19 protein-coding genes and 1 pseudogene are annotated in these 20,972 nt (G+C 41.4%); 16 read left to right on the forward strand and 4 right to left on the reverse strand.

The window, feature by feature from the left end; all coding sequences use genetic code 11:
- The 11 genes and pseudogenes from HMPREF2619_RS03410 to pyrE all read left to right on the forward strand — a co-directional run.
- The coding region (locus tag HMPREF2619_RS03410) for an SIALI-17 repeat-containing surface protein (RefSeq protein ID WP_148130362.1) at positions 1–376 on the forward strand (376 nt) is incomplete at its 5' end.
- Between the two features lie 673 nt (positions 377–1,049).
- Positions 1,050–1,238: pseudogene (locus HMPREF2619_RS11740) on the forward strand (hypothetical protein).
- Between the two features lie 32 nt (positions 1,239–1,270).
- Positions 1,271–1,858: an ABC transporter ATP-binding protein gene (locus HMPREF2619_RS03420; protein WP_070459028.1), complete on the forward strand. Its 588-nt coding sequence runs from the start codon at positions 1,271–1,273 to the stop codon at positions 1,856–1,858.
- 3 nt (positions 1,859–1,861) lie between these two features.
- Positions 1,862–3,046 (forward strand): hypothetical protein, encoded by a 1,185-nt coding sequence (locus HMPREF2619_RS03425; RefSeq protein WP_070459030.1) that lies wholly within the window; start codon positions 1,862–1,864, stop codon positions 3,044–3,046.
- Positions 3,047–3,252: 206 nt separating this feature from the next.
- Positions 3,253–3,954, forward strand: coding sequence for an ABC transporter ATP-binding protein (locus HMPREF2619_RS03430; RefSeq protein WP_070459032.1), 702 nt, complete (start codon positions 3,253–3,255; stop codon positions 3,952–3,954).
- A 1-nt stretch (position 3,955) separates the two neighbouring features.
- Entirely contained in the window at positions 3,956–6,661 is a 2,706-nt protein-coding gene (locus HMPREF2619_RS03435) for an ABC transporter permease (RefSeq protein ID WP_070459034.1), read from the forward strand.
- A gap of 95 nt (positions 6,662–6,756) precedes the next feature.
- Positions 6,757–8,109 (forward strand): UDP-N-acetylmuramoyl-L-alanine--D-glutamate ligase, encoded by a 1,353-nt coding sequence (gene murD, locus HMPREF2619_RS03440; protein ID WP_070459036.1) that lies wholly within the window; start codon positions 6,757–6,759, stop codon positions 8,107–8,109.
- Between the two features lies 1 nt (position 8,110).
- Positions 8,111–9,169 (forward strand): UDP-N-acetylglucosamine--N-acetylmuramyl-(pentapeptide) pyrophosphoryl-undecaprenol N-acetylglucosamine transferase, encoded by a 1,059-nt coding sequence (locus HMPREF2619_RS03445; protein ID WP_070459038.1) that lies wholly within the window; start codon positions 8,111–8,113, stop codon positions 9,167–9,169.
- A gap of 9 nt (positions 9,170–9,178) precedes the next feature.
- Positions 9,179–10,489, forward strand: a complete 1,311-nt coding sequence (locus HMPREF2619_RS03450) for a cell division protein FtsQ/DivIB (RefSeq protein ID WP_070459041.1) — start codon at positions 9,179–9,181, stop codon at positions 10,487–10,489.
- Positions 10,490–10,729: 240 nt separating this feature from the next.
- Complete coding sequence (pyrF, locus tag HMPREF2619_RS03455; protein ID WP_070459043.1) at positions 10,730–11,425, forward strand: orotidine-5'-phosphate decarboxylase; 696 nt, start codon at positions 10,730–10,732, stop codon at positions 11,423–11,425.
- Between the two features lie 39 nt (positions 11,426–11,464).
- Complete coding sequence (gene pyrE, locus HMPREF2619_RS03460) at positions 11,465–12,097, forward strand: orotate phosphoribosyltransferase (RefSeq protein WP_000170888.1); 633 nt, start codon at positions 11,465–11,467, stop codon at positions 12,095–12,097.
- Between the two features lie 168 nt (positions 12,098–12,265).
- Here the strand turns inward: pyrE and HMPREF2619_RS03465 are convergent, their stop codons facing one another.
- Genes HMPREF2619_RS03465 through HMPREF2619_RS03480 form a run of 4 tightly spaced genes read right to left on the reverse strand, consistent with a single transcriptional unit; the run spans position 12,266 to position 15,227 of the window.
- Positions 12,266–13,132: a cysteine ABC transporter substrate-binding protein gene (locus HMPREF2619_RS03465; RefSeq protein WP_070459046.1), complete on the reverse strand. Its 867-nt coding sequence runs from the start codon at positions 13,130–13,132 to the stop codon at positions 12,266–12,268.
- Between the two features lie 18 nt (positions 13,133–13,150).
- Positions 13,151–13,909, reverse strand: a complete 759-nt coding sequence (locus HMPREF2619_RS03470; protein ID WP_070459048.1) for an amino acid ABC transporter ATP-binding protein — start codon at positions 13,907–13,909, stop codon at positions 13,151–13,153.
- Positions 13,910–14,587 (reverse strand): amino acid ABC transporter permease, encoded by a 678-nt coding sequence (locus HMPREF2619_RS03475; protein WP_070459050.1) that lies wholly within the window; start codon positions 14,585–14,587, stop codon positions 13,910–13,912.
- Positions 14,547–15,227 carry an amino acid ABC transporter permease gene (locus HMPREF2619_RS03480; RefSeq protein WP_070459053.1) on the reverse strand — a complete coding sequence of 227 codons (681 nt, stop codon included), beginning with the start codon at positions 15,225–15,227 and terminating at the stop codon, positions 14,547–14,549. The genes HMPREF2619_RS03475 and HMPREF2619_RS03480 overlap by 41 nt, the downstream gene beginning before the upstream one ends.
- Before the next feature lie 206 nt (positions 15,228–15,433).
- On the opposite strand from HMPREF2619_RS03480, the gene HMPREF2619_RS03485 reads away from it, so the two are divergent.
- From HMPREF2619_RS03485 to HMPREF2619_RS03505, 5 genes are all read left to right on the forward strand, one after another.
- Entirely contained in the window at positions 15,434–15,829 is a 396-nt protein-coding gene (locus HMPREF2619_RS03485; protein ID WP_070459055.1) for a CopY/TcrY family copper transport repressor, read from the forward strand.
- Between the two features lie 18 nt (positions 15,830–15,847).
- Positions 15,848–16,219, forward strand: coding sequence for a cupredoxin domain-containing protein (locus HMPREF2619_RS03490; RefSeq protein WP_003013285.1), 372 nt, complete (start codon positions 15,848–15,850; stop codon positions 16,217–16,219).
- A 10-nt stretch (positions 16,220–16,229) separates the two neighbouring features.
- The gene (locus tag HMPREF2619_RS03495; RefSeq protein WP_070459058.1) at positions 16,230–18,452 is read left to right on the forward strand and encodes a heavy metal translocating P-type ATPase; all 2,223 of its coding nucleotides are present in this window, start codon (positions 16,230–16,232) and stop codon (positions 18,450–18,452) included.
- Positions 18,453–18,669: 217 nt separating this feature from the next.
- Positions 18,670–20,445 (forward strand): pyruvate oxidase, encoded by a 1,776-nt coding sequence (gene spxB / locus HMPREF2619_RS03500; RefSeq protein ID WP_070459061.1) that lies wholly within the window; start codon positions 18,670–18,672, stop codon positions 20,443–20,445.
- 110 nt (positions 20,446–20,555) lie between these two features.
- On the forward strand, positions 20,556–20,903 hold the full coding sequence (locus tag HMPREF2619_RS03505) for a VOC family protein (RefSeq protein ID WP_070459063.1): 348 nt from the start codon (positions 20,556–20,558) through the stop codon (positions 20,901–20,903).
- Positions 20,904–20,972: the final 69 nt, after the last annotated feature.

Genomic DNA, 20,972 nt, shown 5'->3' on the forward strand with positions numbered 1-20,972 from the left:
CAATGGAGCAGAAGCTGCTGTTCATGAAGTACCTGAGTTCACTGGTCATGTAAATGGTTCAGAAGGAACTACCCATGAAGTTCCACGCTTTGAAGGTGGTGTTCCTGGTGGAGAAGGGACTAGTCACCAAGTTCCAGAATTTACAGGTAGTGTGAATGATTCAGCCCCAAGTACCCGTGAAACTCCAGCATACAGAGATGAGCAGTCACAAGTAGCTCTTGCTATGTCACAAGACAAGACCTACCAAGCGCCTGCAAGTCGTCAAAATATCCTCCCAGAGACAGGTACTAAGGAAAATGCAACCCTCGCAACAGCAGGTGTTGTAGGAGCACTTCTTGGTATGTTTGCAATGGGAAAGAAAAAAGAAGACGAATAAGATGATGTAAAAGCATCTAAGTCATAGAGATTGGACCAAGAAACAGATCTCGACAATAAAAAGCGGACAAAACTAGTTTTCTGATCTACAGAGACTGATCTTGTTCGCTTTTTTGGCTCTTTGTCAACTGTAGTGAACAACAAGAAAGTATAATGCTCTTCGAAAATCTCTTCAAACCGCGTCAGCGTCGCCTTGGATTATATATGTGACTGACTTCGTCAGTCTTATCTACAACCTCAAAGCAGTGCTTTGAGCAACCTGCAGCTCGCTTCCTAGTTTGCTCTTTGATTTTCATTGAGTATAACACAGAGTTGGCTTCTTATTCATAAATTACCGTTCATTTGATAGCAGGTTCCCTTGAAGATGTTTAGTCAGCTAAACCAAGGCTAGTCTTAGCCTAAGCCTAAGCCATTTTATCAAATGAAATCACATCCCATATTTTCTCGATGCTAGTGAAACAATCTTATTTTTAGAAAGTATGACTAGCTAACTTCTACGTGTTATATATTATTAAAACAAATGGGAACTGTTGTATAAAAACGGGGAAAATGATATAATAAAAGCGTTTCCAACAGTAATGATATAAATGCAATGAAAAATATGAAAAGTCAGTCAAAGTCGTTATATTAGCTAGTTTGTTATCAATTAGTCTTTTCAATCCGGTGTATCTGTTGTGACAGTCACTAAAAGTTATCGGTATGATTGGAATACGGTTTGGGAGTATAGTACCAACTATCACGACCATTAATCTTTTAACATCCCGTCATGGTCTCGTTATGACAGCTATTCAGAGTATAAAGTAGGTTCTGGCTGGAATTTCTATCATTATGAGGTTATAAACTACTACAGCGGAGACTTTTAGTCGTTAAAGAGTGAGAAAAAGGAGGGGTTGATATGTTAAGGCTTACTCATGTTACCTTAAAAACGCGACAAATCATTTTACAAGATGTAGATTTTACCTTTGAGAAAGGTAGGATTTATGGAGTTCTTGCTATCAATGGCTCTGGAAAGACGACACTGTTCCGCGCCATTAGCAACTTAATTCCCATAAGTAGTGGAAATATCGCAGTCCCTCCTTCTTTATTTTATTATGAAAGTGTTGAATGGCTGGATGGTAACCTAAGTGGGATGGACTACCTTCGTCTTATAAAAAACATCTGGAAGTCAGGTCTGAACTTGAGGGATGAAATCGCCTACTGGGAAATGTCTGATTATATCAGCCTTCCCATCCGCAAGTATTCCTTAGGGATGAAGCAACGCTTGGTGATTGCTATGTATTTCCTCAGTCAGGCCAAATGCTGGCTTATGGATGAGATTACAAATGGCTTAGATGAGTATTATCGACAGAAGTTTTTTGATAGGCTAGCACAAATCGATAGACAAGAACAGCTGGTTCTTTTAAGTTCCCACTATAAGGAAGAGTTGCTTGATGTCTGCGATAGAGTAGTAACCATTCATCAGGGGCAGATAGAAGAGGTTTAGTTTATGAAAGATGTTAGTCTATTTTTATTAAAAAAAGTTTTCAAAAGTCGCTTAAACTGGATTATCTTAGCTTTATTTGTATCTGGACTCGGTGTTACCTTTTATTTTAATAGTCAGACTGCAAACTCCGTCAGCTTGGAGAGAGAGTTGGAAACTAGTCTTGTAGACCGTGAGAGAGTCATCAATGGATATGAAGAGAAACTCTCCCAAATATCTGACACCAGCTCGGAGGAATACCAGTTTGCTAAAGAAAATTTAGACTTGCAAAAAAATCTTTTTACTCAAAAGAAAGAAATTCTGGATTTGTTAAAAGAAGGACGCTGGAAAGAAGCCTACTATTTGCAGTGGCAAGCTGAGGAAAAGAGTTATGAAATTGTATCGAAGCAACCGACTTCTAGCTCTGACTTTAAAATGGCGGTTGACCGCGAACGAAAGACTTACCAAGCCCTATATCCCTTGAACATAAAAGCCCACAATTTAGTTTATCCGACCCACGGGATTGATCAGATTGTCTGGATTTTAGAGCTTATCATCCCAAGCTTGTTTGTGGTTGCTATTATTTTTATGTTAACGCAACTGTTCGCAGAAAGATATCAAAATCATCTGGATACAGCTCAGTTATATCCTTTTTCAAAAGTGACATTTGCAATATCCTCTCTTGGAGTTGGAGTGGGTTATGTAACTGTGCTGTTTATCGGAATCAGCGGATTTTCTTTTCTAGTGGGAAGTCTGATAAGTGGTTTTGGACAGTTAGATTATCCATACCCGTTCTATAGCTTAACGAATCAAGAGGTAACTATCGGAACGATACAAGATGTGTTATTTCCTAGCTTGCTCTTAACTTTCTTGGCTTTTATCGTTATTGTGGAAGTCGTCTACTTGATTGCATACTTTTTTAAGCAAAAAATGCCTGTCCTCTTTATTTCCTTAATTGGGATAGTTGGCTTATTGTTTGGCATCCAAACCATTCAGCCTCTTCAGAGGATTGCACATCTGATTCCCTTTACTTACTTACGTTCAGTGGAGATTTTGTCTGGAAGATTACCTAAGCAGATTGATAATGTCAATCTAAATTGGGGCATGGGGGTGGTCTTACTGCCTTGCACGATAATTCTTTTGCTATTGGGAATTCTATTTATCGAAAGTTGGGGAAGTTCACGAAAAAAAAGTATTTTAAATAGGTGTTAGTTTTCCTATTTCCAATTGATAATTACTTCATGCAATCAACAATAAGAGAGAACATCCGAATCATTGTTAGCTATGAAAAATGAGGGGAAACGAATCTCAGGAGACTCTCAAAATATGAGCCAAAAAAAGTCATCATTAGATGGCTTTTTTGCTATCAAAAGAGTTATAATAAAGGTGAAAATAGTAGGAGAAGAGGAGGAGATAGGATGGCTTATATTGAAATGAAAAATAGCTATAAGAGGTATCATACTGGTGATACAGAAATTGTAGCCAATCGAGATGTCAACTTCGAGATTGAAAAGGGAGAACTGGTCATTATCCTTGGTTCATCTGGAGCAGGAAAGTCAACAGTTTTGAATATTCTAGGTGGGATGGATACAAATGATGAAGGGCAAGTTTGGGTTGATGGGACTAACATTTCTAACTATACATCTCATCAGAGAACAAACTATCGGAGAGATGATGTTGGCTTTGTCTTTCAATTTTACAACCTGGTTTCTAACTTGACTGCTAAGGAAAATGTCGAGCTGGCATCAGAAATAGTCTCAGATGCCTTGGATCCAGAACAGGTTCTCAAGGATGTAGGATTAGGACACCGTCTTAATAATTTTCCAGCCCAGCTATCAGGTGGTGAGCAACAACGGGTCTCCATTGCCCGAGCAGTGGCTAAAAATCCTAAAATTCTCCTTTGTGATGAACCAACGGGAGCTTTGGACTACCAGACTGGTAAGCAGGTTCTAAAGATTCTTCAAGATATGTCACGCAAAAAAGGAACCACCGTTATCATCGTGACCCATAACGCTTCTCTAGCTCCTATAGCTGATCGGGTGATTCAGATGCATGATGCTGGGGTCAAGAGTGTTGTCCTCAATCCTCAACCACAGGATATTGATGATTTGGAGTACTGATATGAAAAGAAGGACATATTGGAAAGACCTGTTCCAATCTTTCACAGGTTCAAAGGGACGGTTTTTATCCATCCTAACTCTGATGATGTTGGGTTCTTTGGCCTTGATCGGTCTTAAGGTTGCTAGTCCCAATATGGAGCGAACAGCTTGGGATTATATACAAAAATCCAATCTGGCAGATATAACCGTCATAGCAGATTATGGTCTAGATCAGGCAGATCAGGAAGAATTGCAAACTCTATCAGGAGCAGAGGTTGAATTTGGTTATATGACAGATTTGACTCTAGCAAACAGTGAAAATGCCATACGGATATTTTCTAAGACAGACAAGATTTCGAAATTTGAGGTGACCCAAGGTCGCTTACCTGAAAAAGAAGATGAACTAGCTTTGGCAGACTTTTGGAAAGATCGCTATCAGATTGGTCAAGTCATTTATTTGAGTCAAAAAAAGGGCAGTAATTCTCAATTAAAGCGGGATAGTTATACCATTACAGGCTTTATCCACTCTCCAGATATTTTTTCAAAATCAGATATGGGGAGTTCAGCCAGTGGTAATGGGAATCTAGCAGCTTACGCTGTCGTAACTGAAGAAAATTTTAAGAGCTCTGTTTACACGATTGCCCGCCTGCGTTTTGCTAGCCTAACAGATGTCAATCCTTTCTCTAGTGATTACGAAAAGAAGCTAGAGGAAGAAGAGGAGACTTTAAAGGAACTAGTTGCTGATAATGGACAAGCGCGGCTAGAGAAAATGAAGAAGGATGCCCAAGAGTCCCTTGATGAAGGCAAGAAACAACTAGACGAGGCAGAGACCAACTTGACAGCTGGCAAGAAACGCCTGCAAGAAATTGAAACGCGTCTACAAGCTCAAGAAAATCAAGTAAGCCAACTACCAGAACCACAAAAAAGTCAAGCATCTAGTCAGTTAGGAGAAGCAAAAGAACAACTAAAGCAAGAAAAGGAAAAACTAAGTCAAGCTGAAAGCGACCTTGCTAACGAAAAGGTTAAATGGCAGACCAGTAAGGATGAAGTCAATGCTCTGACAGAGCCAAGCTATCATGTCTACAATCGAAAGAGTTCTCCTACTGGTCAAGGTTATCTCATGTATAGTAACTCGGCCATGAGTATTCGTGCCGTAGGGAATATCTTTCCAGTCGTTCTCTATGCCGTAGCAGCCATGGTTACCTTTACCACCATGACACGATTTGTAGACGAGGAAAGGACCAATGCAGGGATTTTCAAAGCTCTAGGCTACCATAGCAAGGATATCATTGCTAAGTTTGTGATTTACGGTCTGGTTGCTGCTACTCTTGGCACTCTACTAGGAATTCTGATTGGTCACTACATCCTAGCACCTACTATTTCGCATATCATCACTAAGCGAATGATCGTTGGTGAGAGTCAGCAGTATTTCTATTGGACCTATAGTTGCTTGGCTTTGGGACTAAGCTTAGTAGCTAGTGTCCTACCTGCCTACCTTGTATCTCATAGAGAATTGCATGAAGAAGCAGCGCAATTATTACTACCTAAGCCACCAGTCAAGGGCTCAAAGATTCTCTTGGAGCGGATAACTTTTATCTGGTCTCATTTGAGCTTTACCCAAAAGGTAACTGCCCGCAATATTTTCCGTTACAAACAACGCATGCTGATGACCATTTTTGGGGTTGCGGGTTCGGTAGCTCTCCTCTTTGCAGGGCTTGGTATTCAGTCTTCTGTGGCTGGAGTGGCTGACAGGCAGTTTAAGGATCTGCAACAATATCAGATGATTCTCTCTGTCAATTCTCGAGCTTCAGATTCTGATAAGGCAAAGCTAGAAGAAAAATTGCAGAGTGATGAAGTTGAAAACTATCGTTTAATTTCTTCCAAACAGGTTGAGGAAAAGTATGCTGGCAAGGCAGGTGTTCAAACCATGACCATGATGGTAACGGATCAAGATGACCTGGCTCCCTTTGTCGTCCTAGAAAAAAATGGGGAAAAACTGAGCTTATCTAACGGACTTGTTCTGACTGAAAAATTAGCCCAGTTGGCAGGAGTTTCCGTTGGTGACAACTTTACAATAGATGGAAAAACCTTTAAGGTTGGAGCCATTACCGAACACTACGTAGGCCATTTTGTTTATATGAATCAGGCGACCTATGAGAAGATATATGGTCAAGCTTCCAAGCTGAACACCTATCTGGTCCAACTTAAGGATAAAAGTGAAGGCAATACTGAAAGAGTCGCAGGAGAATTTATGGATCTAGCTGCTGTCAGTGGCCTCGTTCAAAACGCCTCCACCATTCAGCTCTTTGAGAGTTTTGCCAATTCTCTGAATCACACCATGGCGATTTTGGTGCTGGTATCAGTGCTATTAGCCATCGTGATTCTCTATAATTTGACCAATATCAATGTTGCTGAACGGATTCGGGAACTCTCAACTATCAAAGTTCTTGGTTTTCATAACAAAGAAGTGACCCTTTACATCTATCGGGAAACCATCCTATTGTCACTAATTGGAATGATTGTAGGATTGGTATCAGGCTTTTATCTCCATCAATTTCTCATTCAGATGATCGCACCCGGTACCTTCCGTTTTCAACCAAAGGTCGGCTGGGAAGTTTATCTCATTCCAGTTCTAGCTGTCAGTGTCATTTTGACCATCCTAGGAGTTTTTGTCAATTATTATCTCCGAAAGGTGGATATGTTAGAAGCCCTCAAGTCTGTAGAATAATTGGTAGAGGACAAAAACAAATAAGAAAGCCCTTTGTGGCTTTTTTATTTTCATAAAAATGGTAAAATAGTAAGAGTAGAAATGGAGTTCTAGATATGAAACGAATTGATCAATTTGAAAATAAGAAAGTATTAGTCCTAGGTTTGGCTAAATCTGGTGAGTCAGCAGCTCGTCTCTTGGACAAGTTGGGTGCTATTGTAACGGTGAATGATGGCAAGCCTTTTGAGGAAAATCCAGCTGCGCAAAGTCTCTTGGAAGAGGGCATCAAGGTTGTCACTGGTGGACATCCTTTGGAATTATTGGATGAAGATTTTGCCCTCATGGTAAAAAATCCAGGAATTCCTTATAGCAACCCGATGATTGAAAAAGCGCTAGAAAAAGGTATTCCAGTCTTGACAGAGGTTGAGTTGGCCTACTTGATTTCTGATGCACCGATTGTTGGTATTACTGGTTCAAATGGTAAGACTACGACCACAACCATGATCGGAGAAGTTCTGACTGCTGCAGGACAAAATGGACTCTTATCAGGTAACATCGGTTATCCTGCTAGTCAGGTTGCTCAAACTGCGACAGATAAGGATACCCTTGTCATGGAGCTATCATCTTTCCAACTAATGGGAATCCAAGAATTTCATCCTGAAATTGCTGTTATTACCAACCTGATGCCAACGCATATTGACTATCACGGTTCTTTTGAAGCCTATGTCGAAGCTAAGTGGAATATTCAAAGCAATATGACAGCGGCTGATTACTTAGTATTGAACTTCAACCAGGAATTAGCTCAAGAGCTTGCTACAAAGACAAACGCGACTGTAGTACCATTCTCAACTCTTGAAAAGGTTGATGGTGCTTATCTTGAAGATGGTCTTCTCTACTTCCGTGGTGAAAAAGTCATGACAGCTGATGAAATCGGAGTTCCTGGTAGCCACAATGTGGAAAATGCTCTTGCAACCATTGCTGTAGCTAAACTTCGTGGTGTGGACAATGAAACCATCAAGGAAACCTTGTCAGCCTTTGGTGGTGTCAAACACCGCCTCCAATTTGTAGACCAAATCAATGGGGTGAAATTCTACAACGATAGTAAGTCAACCAATATCTTAGCAACTCAAAAAGCCTTGTCTGGATTTGACAATAGTAAGGTTGTCTTGATTGCCGGTGGGTTGGACCGTGGAAATGAGTTTGATGAATTAGTGCCAGATATTAAAGGACTCAAGAAAATGGTCATCCTCGGTCAGTCTGCAGAGCGTGTCAAACGTGCAGCGGACAAGGCTGGTGTGGCTTATGTGGATGCAACTGATATTGCTGACGCAACTCGAAAGGCTTATGAACTTGCGGAAGAAGGAGATGTGGTTCTCCTCAGTCCTGCTAATGCTAGCTGGGATATGTATGCCAACTTTGAGGTACGTGGAGATCTTTTCATCGACACTGTAGCGGAGTTAAAGGGATAATATGAAAAAAATAGTATTTACAGGTGGGGGAACGGTTGGACACGTTACCCTCAACCTTTTGTTAATTCCTAAGTTCATCGAAGATGGCTGGGAAGTCCACTATATTGGTGACAAAAACGGAATTGAGCATCATGAAATTCTCAAGTCAGGTTTAGATGTCACCTTCCATTCTATTGCAACTGGGAAATTGCGTCGATATTTCTCATGGCAAAATATGATTGACGTCTTTAAGGTTGCTTTTGGAATCCTTCAATCGCTCTTTATCATGCTTCGAGTTCGTCCACAAGCCCTCTTTTCTAAGGGTGGATTTGTATCTGTTCCGCCTGTTATCGCAGCGCGAGTATGCAGAGTACCAGTCTTCATCCATGAGTCTGATCTCTCTATGGGATTGGCCAATAAAATCGCCTATAAGTTTGCGACTAAGATGTACTCTACTTTCGAGCAAGCGTCTAGTCTCACTAAGGTAGAACATGTAGGAGCCGTGACCAAGGTTTCTGGACCAATTATGGAAGAGCCTGAAGAAATGGTGGATATCCGAACTTCTTTCAATGATAAGCTACCAACTCTTCTTTTCGTCGGAGGTTCTGCTGGTGCGCGTGTCTTTAACCAATTAGTTACAGACCATAAGGAAGAGCTGACTAGTCGTTATAATATCATCAACCTAACAGGGGATGCTAGCTTAAATGAACTAAGTTCAAACCTCTACCGTGTTGACTACGTGACTGAACTCTATCAACCGCTCATGAATATGGCTGATGTAGTCATCACTCGTGGTGGCGCCAATACTATTTTTGAACTTCTTGCCATGGCTAAATTGCATGTCATTGTCCCTCTAGGACGTGAAGCTAGTCGTGGAGATCAGATTGAAAATGCGGCTTACTTTGTGAAAAAAGGCTATGCTGAGGAGTTGCAAGAGGGCGATTTGACCTTGTCTACTTTAGAAGAAAAAGTAAGCAAGCTTTTGACCCACAAGGAAGACTACCAGAACACGATGAAGAATTCTCATGAATTAAAATCTGTGGCGGATTTTTATGCGCTACTAAAAAAAGATCTATCATAAGGAAAATCGATGTCAAAGGATAAGAAACAAGAGCCAACTCAAGGCAAGGAATTGTCAGAGTGGCAAAAACGAAATCAAGAATATCTTCAAAAAAAAGCTGAAGAAGAGGCCCAACTAGCCAAAGAAAAGGTCCAAGCAGATACCAATAAAAAAGAAGTGGCAAAAGCTCCGGAAGAAGAAAACACTTTATCAGAGTGGCAGAAGCAGAACCGTGAATATCTGCGTAAAAAGGCTGAGGAAGAGACCAAGGAAGAACAAGAGTCAGACTTATCTGAGGACACTGAGGAGGAAGAGGATTCAGATTCTAATCCTGAAGAGCAGAAGGAAAGTGCAGAAGACCAGTCCTCGCTTGAAAATGAGGAGGAAACTACTGAACCAGAACTAGTGGAAGAAGAGGGCGAAAAATCTGACGAAAAATCTGAAGAAACAAAAGTAGAAGAAAAAAGATCTAAGTCTAAGAAAAAGATTGCTAAGCCTTCTATTCCAAGTGTTCATATCTGGCGTGCTGTTACGATTCTAATCCCAAGTTTGCTTGTTTTGTTCTTTTCGATCTATCTCTTGACGCCCTTCTCAACTCTGAAAAACATAGAAGTCACTGGGACAGTAGAGACCAATGCAGACCAAATCAAAGAGGCTTCAGGGATTCGTGATAGTGACTATACCTTTGGCCTGCTCCTCAATAAAGACAAACATGCTGAGATGATTAAGTCCAATCACTGGATTGAATCTGCTAGCATTCGCTATCAATTCCCGACCAATTTTACCATCCAGGTCAAGGAATACGGGATTGTAGCCTATTATGTTTCTGGAGAGGACCATTATCCGATTCTTTCTAGTGGGACGGTGGAAACCAGTCCAGTTAGTCTAGTCAGTCTTCCAGAAACCTATATGTCTGTACTCTTTAACGATGAGCAGCAAGTCAAAACCTTGATTGAACAACTAGCTGAAGTCAGCCCAGAGATTAAGCAGGCGATCAAAACGATTGAATTGGCTCCAACTAGTGTAACCAGTGATCTGCTCAAGATTACCATGTATGATACGGATGAGATTTTGGTTCCTTTATCAGAACTAGGTAAAAAATTGCCTTACTATAGTAAGATTAAACCCCAATTAACAGTACCGAGCGGTATTGATATGGAAGTTGGGATCTATAGTTATAGCTTGACGGATAAGGCTTTAGAAGAAGCAAGAATCAAAGCTAAAGAAGAGGAAAAGAAGAAGCAGGAAGAAGAAAAGAAAAAACAAGAAGAGCAGGGGAATCAAACTCAGAATCAAACACAAACTCAAAATCAAACACCCCAACAATCACAGAGTCGTTAAGTTTGAGATGATTCTGTTGACTTGATGATGAGTCCTGTTTTCTACAAGTTCAATTCCTGTTTTTTACTTGACAAGTACAGCTTTAAATAATAGAATAGTAAAAAACCTTTAAAGCAGTCCAGAGAGGCAGCTAAGGTTAGACGGTGAAAGGGTGGATTCTACCCATTTTTCGTGGAACCTTGCTGTAGGCAGGTTCCTTTTTTCATGCTCTCTAGCTAACAAAGGTAAAAGGAGAAAAGTATGCGCGAATCTCGTCCAGTTATTGCTCTTGATTTTCCAAGTTTTGAGGCAGTCAAGAAATTTTTAGCTCTTTTTCCAGCTGAAGAGAGCCTCTATCTAAAGGTAGGTATGGAGCTCTATTATGCTACAGGTCCGGAGATTGTTTCTTATTTGAAAGGCTTAGGACATAGCGTCTTTCTAGATCTCAAACTCCATGATATACCTAATACAGTCAAGTCAGCCATGAAGGTTTTGTCTAATCTGGGCGTTGACATGACCAACGTTCACGCAGCAGGTGGTGTAGAGATGATGAAAGCTGCGCGTGAAGGTCTTGGAAAAGAAGCAAAATTGATTGCTGTCACTCAGTTGACTTCAACTTCTGAAGAACAAATGAGAGACTTTCAAAATATCCAAACCAGTCTTCAAGAATCGGTTATTCACTATGCCAAGAAAACTGCTGAAGCCGGTTTAGATGGTGTGGTTTGTTCGGCTCAGGAAGTGAAACTCATCAAAGAAGCTACCAACCAAGACTTTATCTGTCTGACACCAGGTATTCGACCAGCAGGCGCTGCGGTTGGAGACCAAAAACGAGTTATGACACCTGCAGATGCTTATCAGATTGGTAGTGACTATATCGTAGTTGGACGCCCAATCACTCAAGCCACTGATCCAGTAGCAGCTTATCATGCTATCAAGGATGAGTGGAACCAAGACTGAAATTAAAGAAATAGATTATAAAAACAAAAGGAGAATCCCATGACACTTGCTAAAGACATTGCTAGCCATCTATTGAAAATTCAAGCCGTTTACCTCAAGCCAGAAGAACCTTTTACTTGGGCATCAGGCATTAAGTCACCGATTTATACGGACAACCGTGTGACGCTTGCTTACCCAGAAACGCGTAGCTTGATTGAAAATGGTTTTGTGGAAGCCATCAAGGCAGAATTCCCAGAAGTAGAAGTGATTGCAGGAACAGCGACTGCAGGCATTCCGCATGGTGCCATCATCGCTGACAAGATGAACTTGCCATTTGCCTATATCCGTAGCAAACCAAAAGATCACGGTGCTGGAAATCAAATCGAAGGCCGTGTAGCCCAAGGACAAAAGATGGTCGTTGTTGAAGATTTGATTTCAACGGGTGGTTCAGTTCTCGAAGCAGTGGCAGCTGCCAAACGTGAAGGAGCAGATGTTCTGGGTGTTGTAGCTATCTTTAGCTATCAATTGCCAAAAGCAGACAAGAACTTTGCAGATGCTGGTGTCAAACTAGTAACACTTTCAAACTACAGCGAGCTCATTCACCTGGCCCAAGAAGAAGGCTATATCACACCAGAAGGACTTGACCTCCTCAAACGATTTAAAGAAGACCAAGAAAATTGGCAAAATGCTTAAGGTATATAAAAATCAGGTAGTCACTAGGATTACCTGATTTCTTTTTGTTATGTTTATTAGATGTTATACTCAATGAAAATCAAAGAGCAAACTAGGAAGCTAGCCGCAGGCTGTACTTGAGTACGGCAAGGTGAAGCTGACGTGGTTTGAAGAGATTTTCGAAGAGTATTAGTCAACTTTTCCACCTTCAACAACCAGGTCATCTGCTTTAGCAGCGTCACCGTAAGTTGGGTGGAGTGTTTTTTCATAGGCTTTGTGGAAGAAGTTTTCCTTACCTAATTTTTCGATTTCTTGGTTGATGTAGTCAAGAAGTTCTTGGTTACCTTTTTGAACTGCTGGTGCAATGGTATCTGGGTTACCTAGAGAGGTAATTCCTACTTCAAATCCCTTGTTTTCAAGCGCCCAAGCTAGGACTTCAGTATTGTCAGTAGAGAAGGCATCTCCACGTCCATCAAGAAGTGCTTGGTAGGCATCACTATATTGGTCGTATTTTTGAAGTTTTACTTCTGGGTGATTCTTCTCAAAGTATGTTTCAGCAGTCGTTCCTTTTGTAACGATCAAGGTTTTGCCTTCAAGTTCTTTAACATCCTTGACGACTTTATCTTTTGGAGACACAACACCGAGAGAAACTTTCATGTATGGAAGAGCAAAGTCAACCTGTTTTTTACGTTCGTCTGTAACTGTAAAGTTGGCAAGGGTGATATCCACCTTGTTTGAAATCAAGTATTCAGCACGGTTGGCAGCATCAACAGAAACGTATTTAACCTTGACACCAAGGTCTTGTGCTAGTTGATTCCCAAGCTCAATATCGTAACCTTTGTAAGAACCATCGTTGTCAACATAGCCAAAAGGTTTCTTGTCTCCAAATACCGCGATTCGAAGTTCACCGCTTTTTTTGATTTCATCGATAGTGCGAGCTTTAGCAGTCGTTTTACCAGATGAAGCATCAGAGCTTCCACCTGAGCTACAAGCTGTGACAAAGATAAGTGCAAATGCTAGAGCAAAAACAGTTAGGATTGGTTTGAGTATTTTCATAATAATCTCCTTTATTGATTATAGATATGAGCCAAACTGGCTAAAGTCAAAGACGTTTAAAAATTCTTGTGCTCGTTTCGTTTTTGGATTTGTGAAGAATTCTTGAGCAGTTCCTTCTTCAGCAATCTTCCCTTGGTCAAGGAAGATAATGCGGTCCGCAATAGCTTGGGCAAACTGCATTTCGTGGGTTACCAGAATCATGGTGCGCCCTTCTTGGGCCAAGTCATTGATCAGTTCCAGAACTTCACGCACCATCTCTGGATCTAGTGAAGCTGTCACCTCGTCAAAGAGGATAATTTCTGGATGCATGAGAAGGGCACGGACGATCGCAACCCGTTGCTTTTGTCCACCAGATAACTGGCGAGCAAAGCTATGTTGTTTATCTAGCAAACCGACACGTTCCAGTAATTGCAGAGCTTCTTCAGTGACTTCTTTTTTGTCTCTCCCTTGAGCCTTGATAGGGCCTAGGATGAGGTTTTGAAGGACATCCAAGTGAGGAAAGAGTTCATAACTTTGAAAGACCATACCGATCTTTTGGCGAACTAGGTGAAAATCTTTTTTATTTTCAACGATGGACTGGCCATCCAGCAGGATATCTCCTCCTTGAATACTTTCTAAACCATTGAGGCAGCGAAGTAGAGTGCTTTTACCACAACCAGATGGTCCTAGGATGACGACCACTTCTCCCTTTTTAATATCTAAGGAAAGTCCTTGGAGGATAGGATTGTCTCCGAAGGATTTTTTTAGTTCCTTGATTTCTAAAATAGTTTCAGACATTTAATTCCTCCAATGTTTTTCTAGATGAGTAGATAGTTTGGAAATAGGGAAGCAAACTGCGAAATACAAGACTAGGATGGTTCCATATATCCAAAAGGAAGCGGTTGGGATGGTTAAGCGATTGCTATCGATGATTTGTTGTCCAACCTTGGTAACCTCAACAACTCCAATCAAAACAACCAAGGAAGTCGTTTTAATCATCCGAGTGACAAGGTTGATGGCTTGCGGTAGCAATCTTCTTAAGACCTGAGGGATAATGATATGGTAGTAGAGTTGCACTTTAGTTAAACCAAGCGCTTGTCCGCTCTCAAACTGATGTTTTGGGAGAGAAGTAATAGCTCCACGGACCAAGTCTCCCATCTCAGCTGTTCCCCAGAGAGTGAAAACGATAATAGCAGAAGTCTCACCAGAGATATTGATATTAAAGTTTCGAGCCAAGCCAAAGTAAACGATGAAAAGGAGTACTAGCTGCGGCATAATCCGGATAAATTCTAGATATAAGCGTGTCAAAAAGCGAATCACTCTAGAATGAGAGGTCATGATAATTCCCATCACTGTTCCGAAAATCATGGATAAGAGGACAGACAGGATAGAAATTCCAATCGTGACTCCCAATCCCTGTAAGATTCTCAGGAGATTATTTCCCTGAAAGAGTACTTGCATTCCCGAATCCTGCATGACGGAGCCTCCTTTCTATCCAGCTAAAGACTAGTGAAATAGGTAGAAGCATGATGAGGTAAGCAACCACCAACATGGCTAGTGCGATATCTGTTTCATAGTAGAGTCCGATCAAATCCTTAGCAACGTACATAAGGTCAGCAAGGGCAACTGCTGAGAAGACAGAAGTTTCCTTGATGAGGAAAATAACATTGGCACTAAAGGATGGTAGAGCCACCGCTGTCGCTTGTGGAAGAACCACGTAGCGAAAAACCTGAAATGGAGTAAGCCCAATGGCTAAACCGATTTCATGCTGGGTTTGACTGACTGCTTCTAGCCCGCTTCGGAAGGATTCTGCCATGTAGGAACCACCTAAAAAGATGAGCCCGACTGTTGCACAGACTTCTGAAGAAAGAACAATCCCTATTCGAGGTAGACCGAAGTAGAGAAAGAAAAGTTGTATCAAAAGGGGTGTATTTCGTGAAAGTTCGATATAGGCTGTTGCCAACTGGGAGAAAATAGGAAGGCGGTAATGCCGGATGACGCTGACGATGAGCCCCAGCAAAAAAGAACCTAGAATTCCCCAAACTGCAATATGCAAGGTCAGAAAGAATGCCTTTTGATAGAGTGGTAGATATTGTTCAACAATGGACCAATCCAAAAGTAGAACCTCCCATCTAGGAAAATGATACAGTTATTGTAGCATTAAAAGAAAGCTTTGGATAATATGTATTTTTTATTGTGGTGATAAAAAATACTTATAGCAGCGATAAATTTTAAAAATGTGATTTTTCGGTTGACAAATGTAGATTTTTGAAGTATACTAATAACTGTAATCGACAAATGTAGATTTAGGAGGAGATAACCATGCAGATTTCGGATGCAGAATGGCAGGTCATGAAGATTATCTGGATGCAGGGAGAACAGACTAGTACTGATCTCATAAAAGTATTAGAGAAAAGGTTTAGCTGGTCTAAGTCCACGATCCAGACACTCTTGGCTCGTTTGGTAGAGAAAGAATGTTTGACTCGGGAAAAACAGGGCAAGTCCTTTGTCTATTCGGCCATTTTAACGCTAGATGATAGTAGGGGCTTAATGGTTCAGGATATCAAAGACAAGCTTTGTTCTAGAAGAATAAAGCTCTTGCTAGCTGATTTGATTGAAGAATGTGACTTTACGCATGCAGATCTTAATCAGCTGCAGCAGGTCCTGGAAGAAAAGAAAGCAGAGGCTGTCGAAACAGTCCCTTGCAATTGTATGTAATGGAAAGAAGGAATTTCAATGTTTGGATTGTTAATTAGTATTGTTTGTTTACTTGGGGTTGCTTTTATTGCTTGGTGGTTCTTTGCAGAGCATGAAAAGGTAAGCGGCCACGCTCGTCAGAAATCAGGTTATCAAGAAATTGAAGTCGAAGTCATGGGGGGGTATTCGCCTGAAACCATTGTCCTGAAAAAGAATGTTCCTGCCCGGATTATCTTTAATCGCAAGGATCCATCTTCATGTCTGGCTCAAGTGATCTTTCCAGATTTTGGCGTTCATGAAGATTTGCCTTTAGGTGAAAAACATGTCATTGAAATTACGCCAGAAAAAGCGGGCGAATATGGGTTTTCATGTGGAATGAACATGATGCATGGTCAAATGATTGTGGAATAAAGGAGTAGGTATGGTAGAAAAACAAAAAGCAGTTGTGGAAAACGGAGTGCAAAAGATCCGTATTACAGCAGAAAAGGGCTATAGTCCCAAAGAATTTCAACTTCAAAAAGGGATCCCTGCTGAAATCACCTTCCATCGGGTCAATCCTTCCGGCTGTTACAAGGAAATTTTGTTTGAAGATCAGGGGATTTTAGAGCCTTTGGAAGTCGGTGTGGATAAGGTGATATCCTTTACCCCGACAGAAACAGGGGACTTTGAGTTTTCATGTGGAATGAAGATGCAAAAGGGTTCCTACATGGTTGTGGAAAAACGACGTCGTGTCTTAAGTTTACGGGATCGCTTTTGGATTACTAGTATCTTTGCCCTTCCTTTATTGATCTTGATGATCGGGATGTGGGCAGGACTTGTATCCCATCCAGTCAATCGCTGGGGAAACTTTCTAGCGACAACGCCGATCATGTTGGTGGCAGGAGTTCCTTTTATCAAGAGTGCCTGGGCCTCATTTAAGAAGCACCATTCCAATATGGATACCTTGGTAGCTCTTGGAACCCTGGTAGCCTATGTCTATAGTGTATTTGCCCTTTTTACTGGTCAGCCAGTATACTTTGAGGCTGCGGGTTTTATCATCTTCTTTATCCTCTTAGGGCAAATCTTTGAAGAACGGATGCGTAACAATGCCTCCGAGGCTGTGGAAAAGTTGTTGGATTTGCAGGCAAAAACAGCTCAAGTTCTCCGTGATGGGAACTATGTCGAGGTGGCGGCAGAAGATATCCAAATTGATGACTTGATTCGGGTCCGTCCTGGGGAAAAGATTGCGGTTGATGGGACGATTGTAGAAGGAAGTACGACCATTGATGAGTCGATGGTGACAGGTGAAAGCTTGCCTGTGGAAAAATCAGTTGGTGATGCAGTTATCGGCTCCACTATCAACAGCAATGGGACCATTCTCTTTAAGGCTGAAAAAGTCGGTAGTGAGACTCTCTTATCTCAAATTGTGGACTTTGTCAAAATGGCCCAATCCAGTCGTGCTCCTATTCAAGATTTGACGGATAAGATTTCAGGTATCTTTGTTCCAGTGGTGACGATTTTGGCCATTGCGACTTTCTGGGTTTGGTCCGTGCTTTTGGGCGCGTCGCTTCAAGAGGCCATGCTCTATGCAGTCTCTGTCCTCATTATTGCCTGTCCTTGTGCCCTTGGCTTAGCAACCCCAACAGCCCTCATGGTCGGAACCGGCCGTAGTGCCAAGATGGGGGTTCTGATTAAAAATGGAACAGTTCTTCAAGAAGTGCAAAAGATTCAAACTGTTGTGTTTGATAAGACAGGGACTATTACCATTGGCCAACCACTTGTAACCGATGTTGTAGGAGATGAAGCGCGTGTCTTGACACTGGCTGCTAGTCTTGAAACTTTTTCAGAACATCCACTAGCCCAAGCGGTGTTATCCCAAGCAGAAGAAAAAGGTTTGGTGTTATCCCTTGTGGAAAACTTCCAAGCGATTGAAGGAAAAGGGGTCCAAGGTCAGATTGACCAGCAGTTGGTGACCTTGGGAAATGGCAAACTTCATGACGGGACAGCGATGGATCCGGAGCTTGAAAAACGGATGGTAGAGTTGCAAGAGCAGGCCAAAACAGTAATCAGTTTGTCTGTGGATGGGCAAGTGATTGGCTTGATTGCCATTCAAGATGCTCCGAAGGCCAGCTCAAAAGAAGCGATCAAAAAGCTCAAAGAACGGGGCTTGAAAACGGTCATGTTAACGGGGGATAATGAACGGGTGGCCCAAGCTATTGCTAAGCAAGTGGGAATTGATACCGTCATTGCTGATGTCCTTCCTCAAGAAAAAGCTAGCGCCATCCAAAAACTGCAAGAAGATAGCAAGGTTGCGTTTGTTGGAGATGGGATCAATGATGCTCCAGCTCTCTCGATCGCGGATGTGGGGATCGCTATGGGATCTGGAACGGATATTGCGATCGAGTCCGGTGGCATCGTGCTCACGCAAAATGATTTGCTTGGCGTTGTGCGCGCCTTTGACATGAGTCAAAAGACCTTCCGCAGGATCTTACTCAATCTCTTCTGGGCCTCTATCTACAATATCCTTGGGCTTCCAATTGCTGCCGGAGTCTTTGTAGGACTGGGATTGACCCTCAATCCAGAACTAGCAGGTCTTGCCATGGCCTTGAGTTCTGTATCAGTTTTATGTAGCTCACTCTTACTAAATATTTCAAAAGTCGATTAAAAAGGCGGTCTTAACCGCTTTTTTGCTATTCTAAAACAGATTTTCAAAACGTTTTCAATCTGTACTGTAATAGAGAATGAAAGTTTCTGAGCACATTCTTATGAAACTATAAGTAAATGTGATAAATTAGGAGTGTAAATTTACTGAATCGTTTTCAAAAAACATATAAAAGCGCTTTTATTATTCATCAAATTAACTTTTAAGGAGAGTTATCATTATGACTCAAGGGAAAATTACTGCATCAGCAGCAATGCTTAACGTATTGAAAACATGGGGCGTAGACACTATCTACGGTATCCCATCAGGAACACTCAGCTCACTTATGGACGCTTTGGCTGAAGACAAAGATATCCGTTTCTTGCAAGTTCGCCACGAAGAAACAGGTGCTCTTGCAGCGGTTATGCAGGCTAAATTTGGCGGTTCTATCGGTGTTGCAGTTGGTTCAGGTGGTCCAGGTGCGACTCACTTGATCAACGGTGTTTACGATGCAGCTATGGATAACACTCCATTCCTTGCTATCCTTGGATCACGTCCAGTTAACGAATTAAACATGGATGCTTTTCAAGAATTAAACCAAAACCCAATGTACAACGGTATCGCTGTTTACAACAAACGTGTAGCTTACGCAGAACAATTACCAAAAGTAATCGACGAAGCTTGCCGTGCTGCCGTTTCTAAAAAAGGTCCAGCCGTTGTTGAAATTCCAGTAAACTTTGGTTTTCAAGAAATCGACGAAAACTCATACTACGGTTCAGGTTCATACGAACGTTCATTCATCGCTCCTGCTTTGAACGAAGTTGAAATTGACAAAGCAGTTGAAATCTTGAACAATGCTGAACGTCCAGTTATCTATGCTGGTTACGGTGGTGTTAAAGCTGGTGAAGTGATTACTGAATTGTCACGTAAAATCAAAGCACCAATCATCACAACTGGTAAAAACTTTGAAGCTTTTGAATGGAACTACGAAGGTTTGACAGGTTCTGCTTACCGTGTTGGTTGGAAACCAGCCAACGAAGTTGTCTTTGAAGCAGACACTGTTCTCTTCCTTGGTTCAAACTTCCCATTTGCTGAAGTATACGAAGCATTCAAAAACACTGAAAAATTCATCCAAGTCGATATCGACCCTTACAAACTTGGTAAACGTCATGCCCTTGACGCTTCAATCCTTGGTGATGCAGGTCAAACCGCTAAAGCTATCCTTGACAAAGTGAACCCAGTTGAGTCTACTCCATGGTGGCGTGCAAACGTTAAGAACAACCAAAACTGGCGTGATTACATGAACAAACTCGAAGGTAAAACTGAGGGTGAATTGCAATTGTATCAAGTTTACAATGCAATCAACAAATATGCTGATCAAGACGCTATCTACTCAATCGACGTAGGTGACACTACTCAAACATCTACTCGTCACCTTCACATGACACCTAAGAACATGTGGCGTACATCTCCACTCTTTGCGACAATGGGTATTGCCCTTCCAGGTGGTATCGCTGCGAAGAAAGACAATCCAGATCGCCAAGTATGGAACATCATGGGTGACGGTGCATTCAACATGTGCTACCCAGACGTGATCACAAACGTTCAATACGACCTTCCAGTTATCAACGTTGTCTTCTCAAATGGTAAATATGCCTTCATCAAGGACAAATACGAAGACACAAACAAACACTTGTTTGGTTGTGACTTCCCTAATGCTGACTATGCGAAAATCGCTGAAGCGCAAGGTGCTGTAGGGTTCACTGTAAACCGTATCGAAGATATCGATGCAGTTGTTGCAGAAGCTGTTAAATTGAACAAAGAAGGTAAAACTGTTGTTATTGATGCTCACATCACACCACACCGTCCACTTCCAGTAGAAGTACTTGAGTTGGATCCAAAACAACACTCAGAAGAAGCAATCAAAGCCTTCAAGGAAAAATACGAAGCAGAGGAACTCGTACCATTCCGCCTCTTCTTGGAAGAAGAAGGGTTGCAATCACGCGCAATTAAATAATTCCTCTCGTCGAAAATCAAATGTAACCACTGTAGATTTTATTCTTTGATTTTCATAGAGAGAAACTTAAAAAGATCGTAGTCATCCGGTCTTTTTGTGGAGGATAGTAAATGAATTTAAATCAATTAGATATTATCGTTTCAGATGTTCCACAAGTCTGTGCTGACTTGGAGCGTATTTTTGATAAAAAGGCCGATTATGTTGATGACAGTTTTGCTCAATTCACGATTGGCAGTCACTGTCTGATGTTGTCCCGAAATCATTTAATTCCTTTGGAAGATTTTCAGTCAGGCCTCATTATTCATATCGAGGTTGAGGACGTAGAGCAGAACTACAAACGGTTGAAAGATCTTGGTATAAAGGTTTTACACGGTCCTTGTGAAACGGATTGGGGGACAGAGTCCTTATTAGTTAAAGGTCCTGCTGGTCTAGTGATTGATTTTTATCGAATGAAATAGGTCGCTTAATCATTTGAAGTTAACCTTAGCTATTTTTAAAACAGAAATTGAGAACATAAACGATTAAAA

Origin of the sequence: Streptococcus sp. HMSC074B11 (assembly GCF_001808705.1) — a bacterium.
In the GTDB taxonomy this organism is placed as follows: Bacteria; Bacillota; Bacilli; order Lactobacillales; family Streptococcaceae; genus Streptococcus.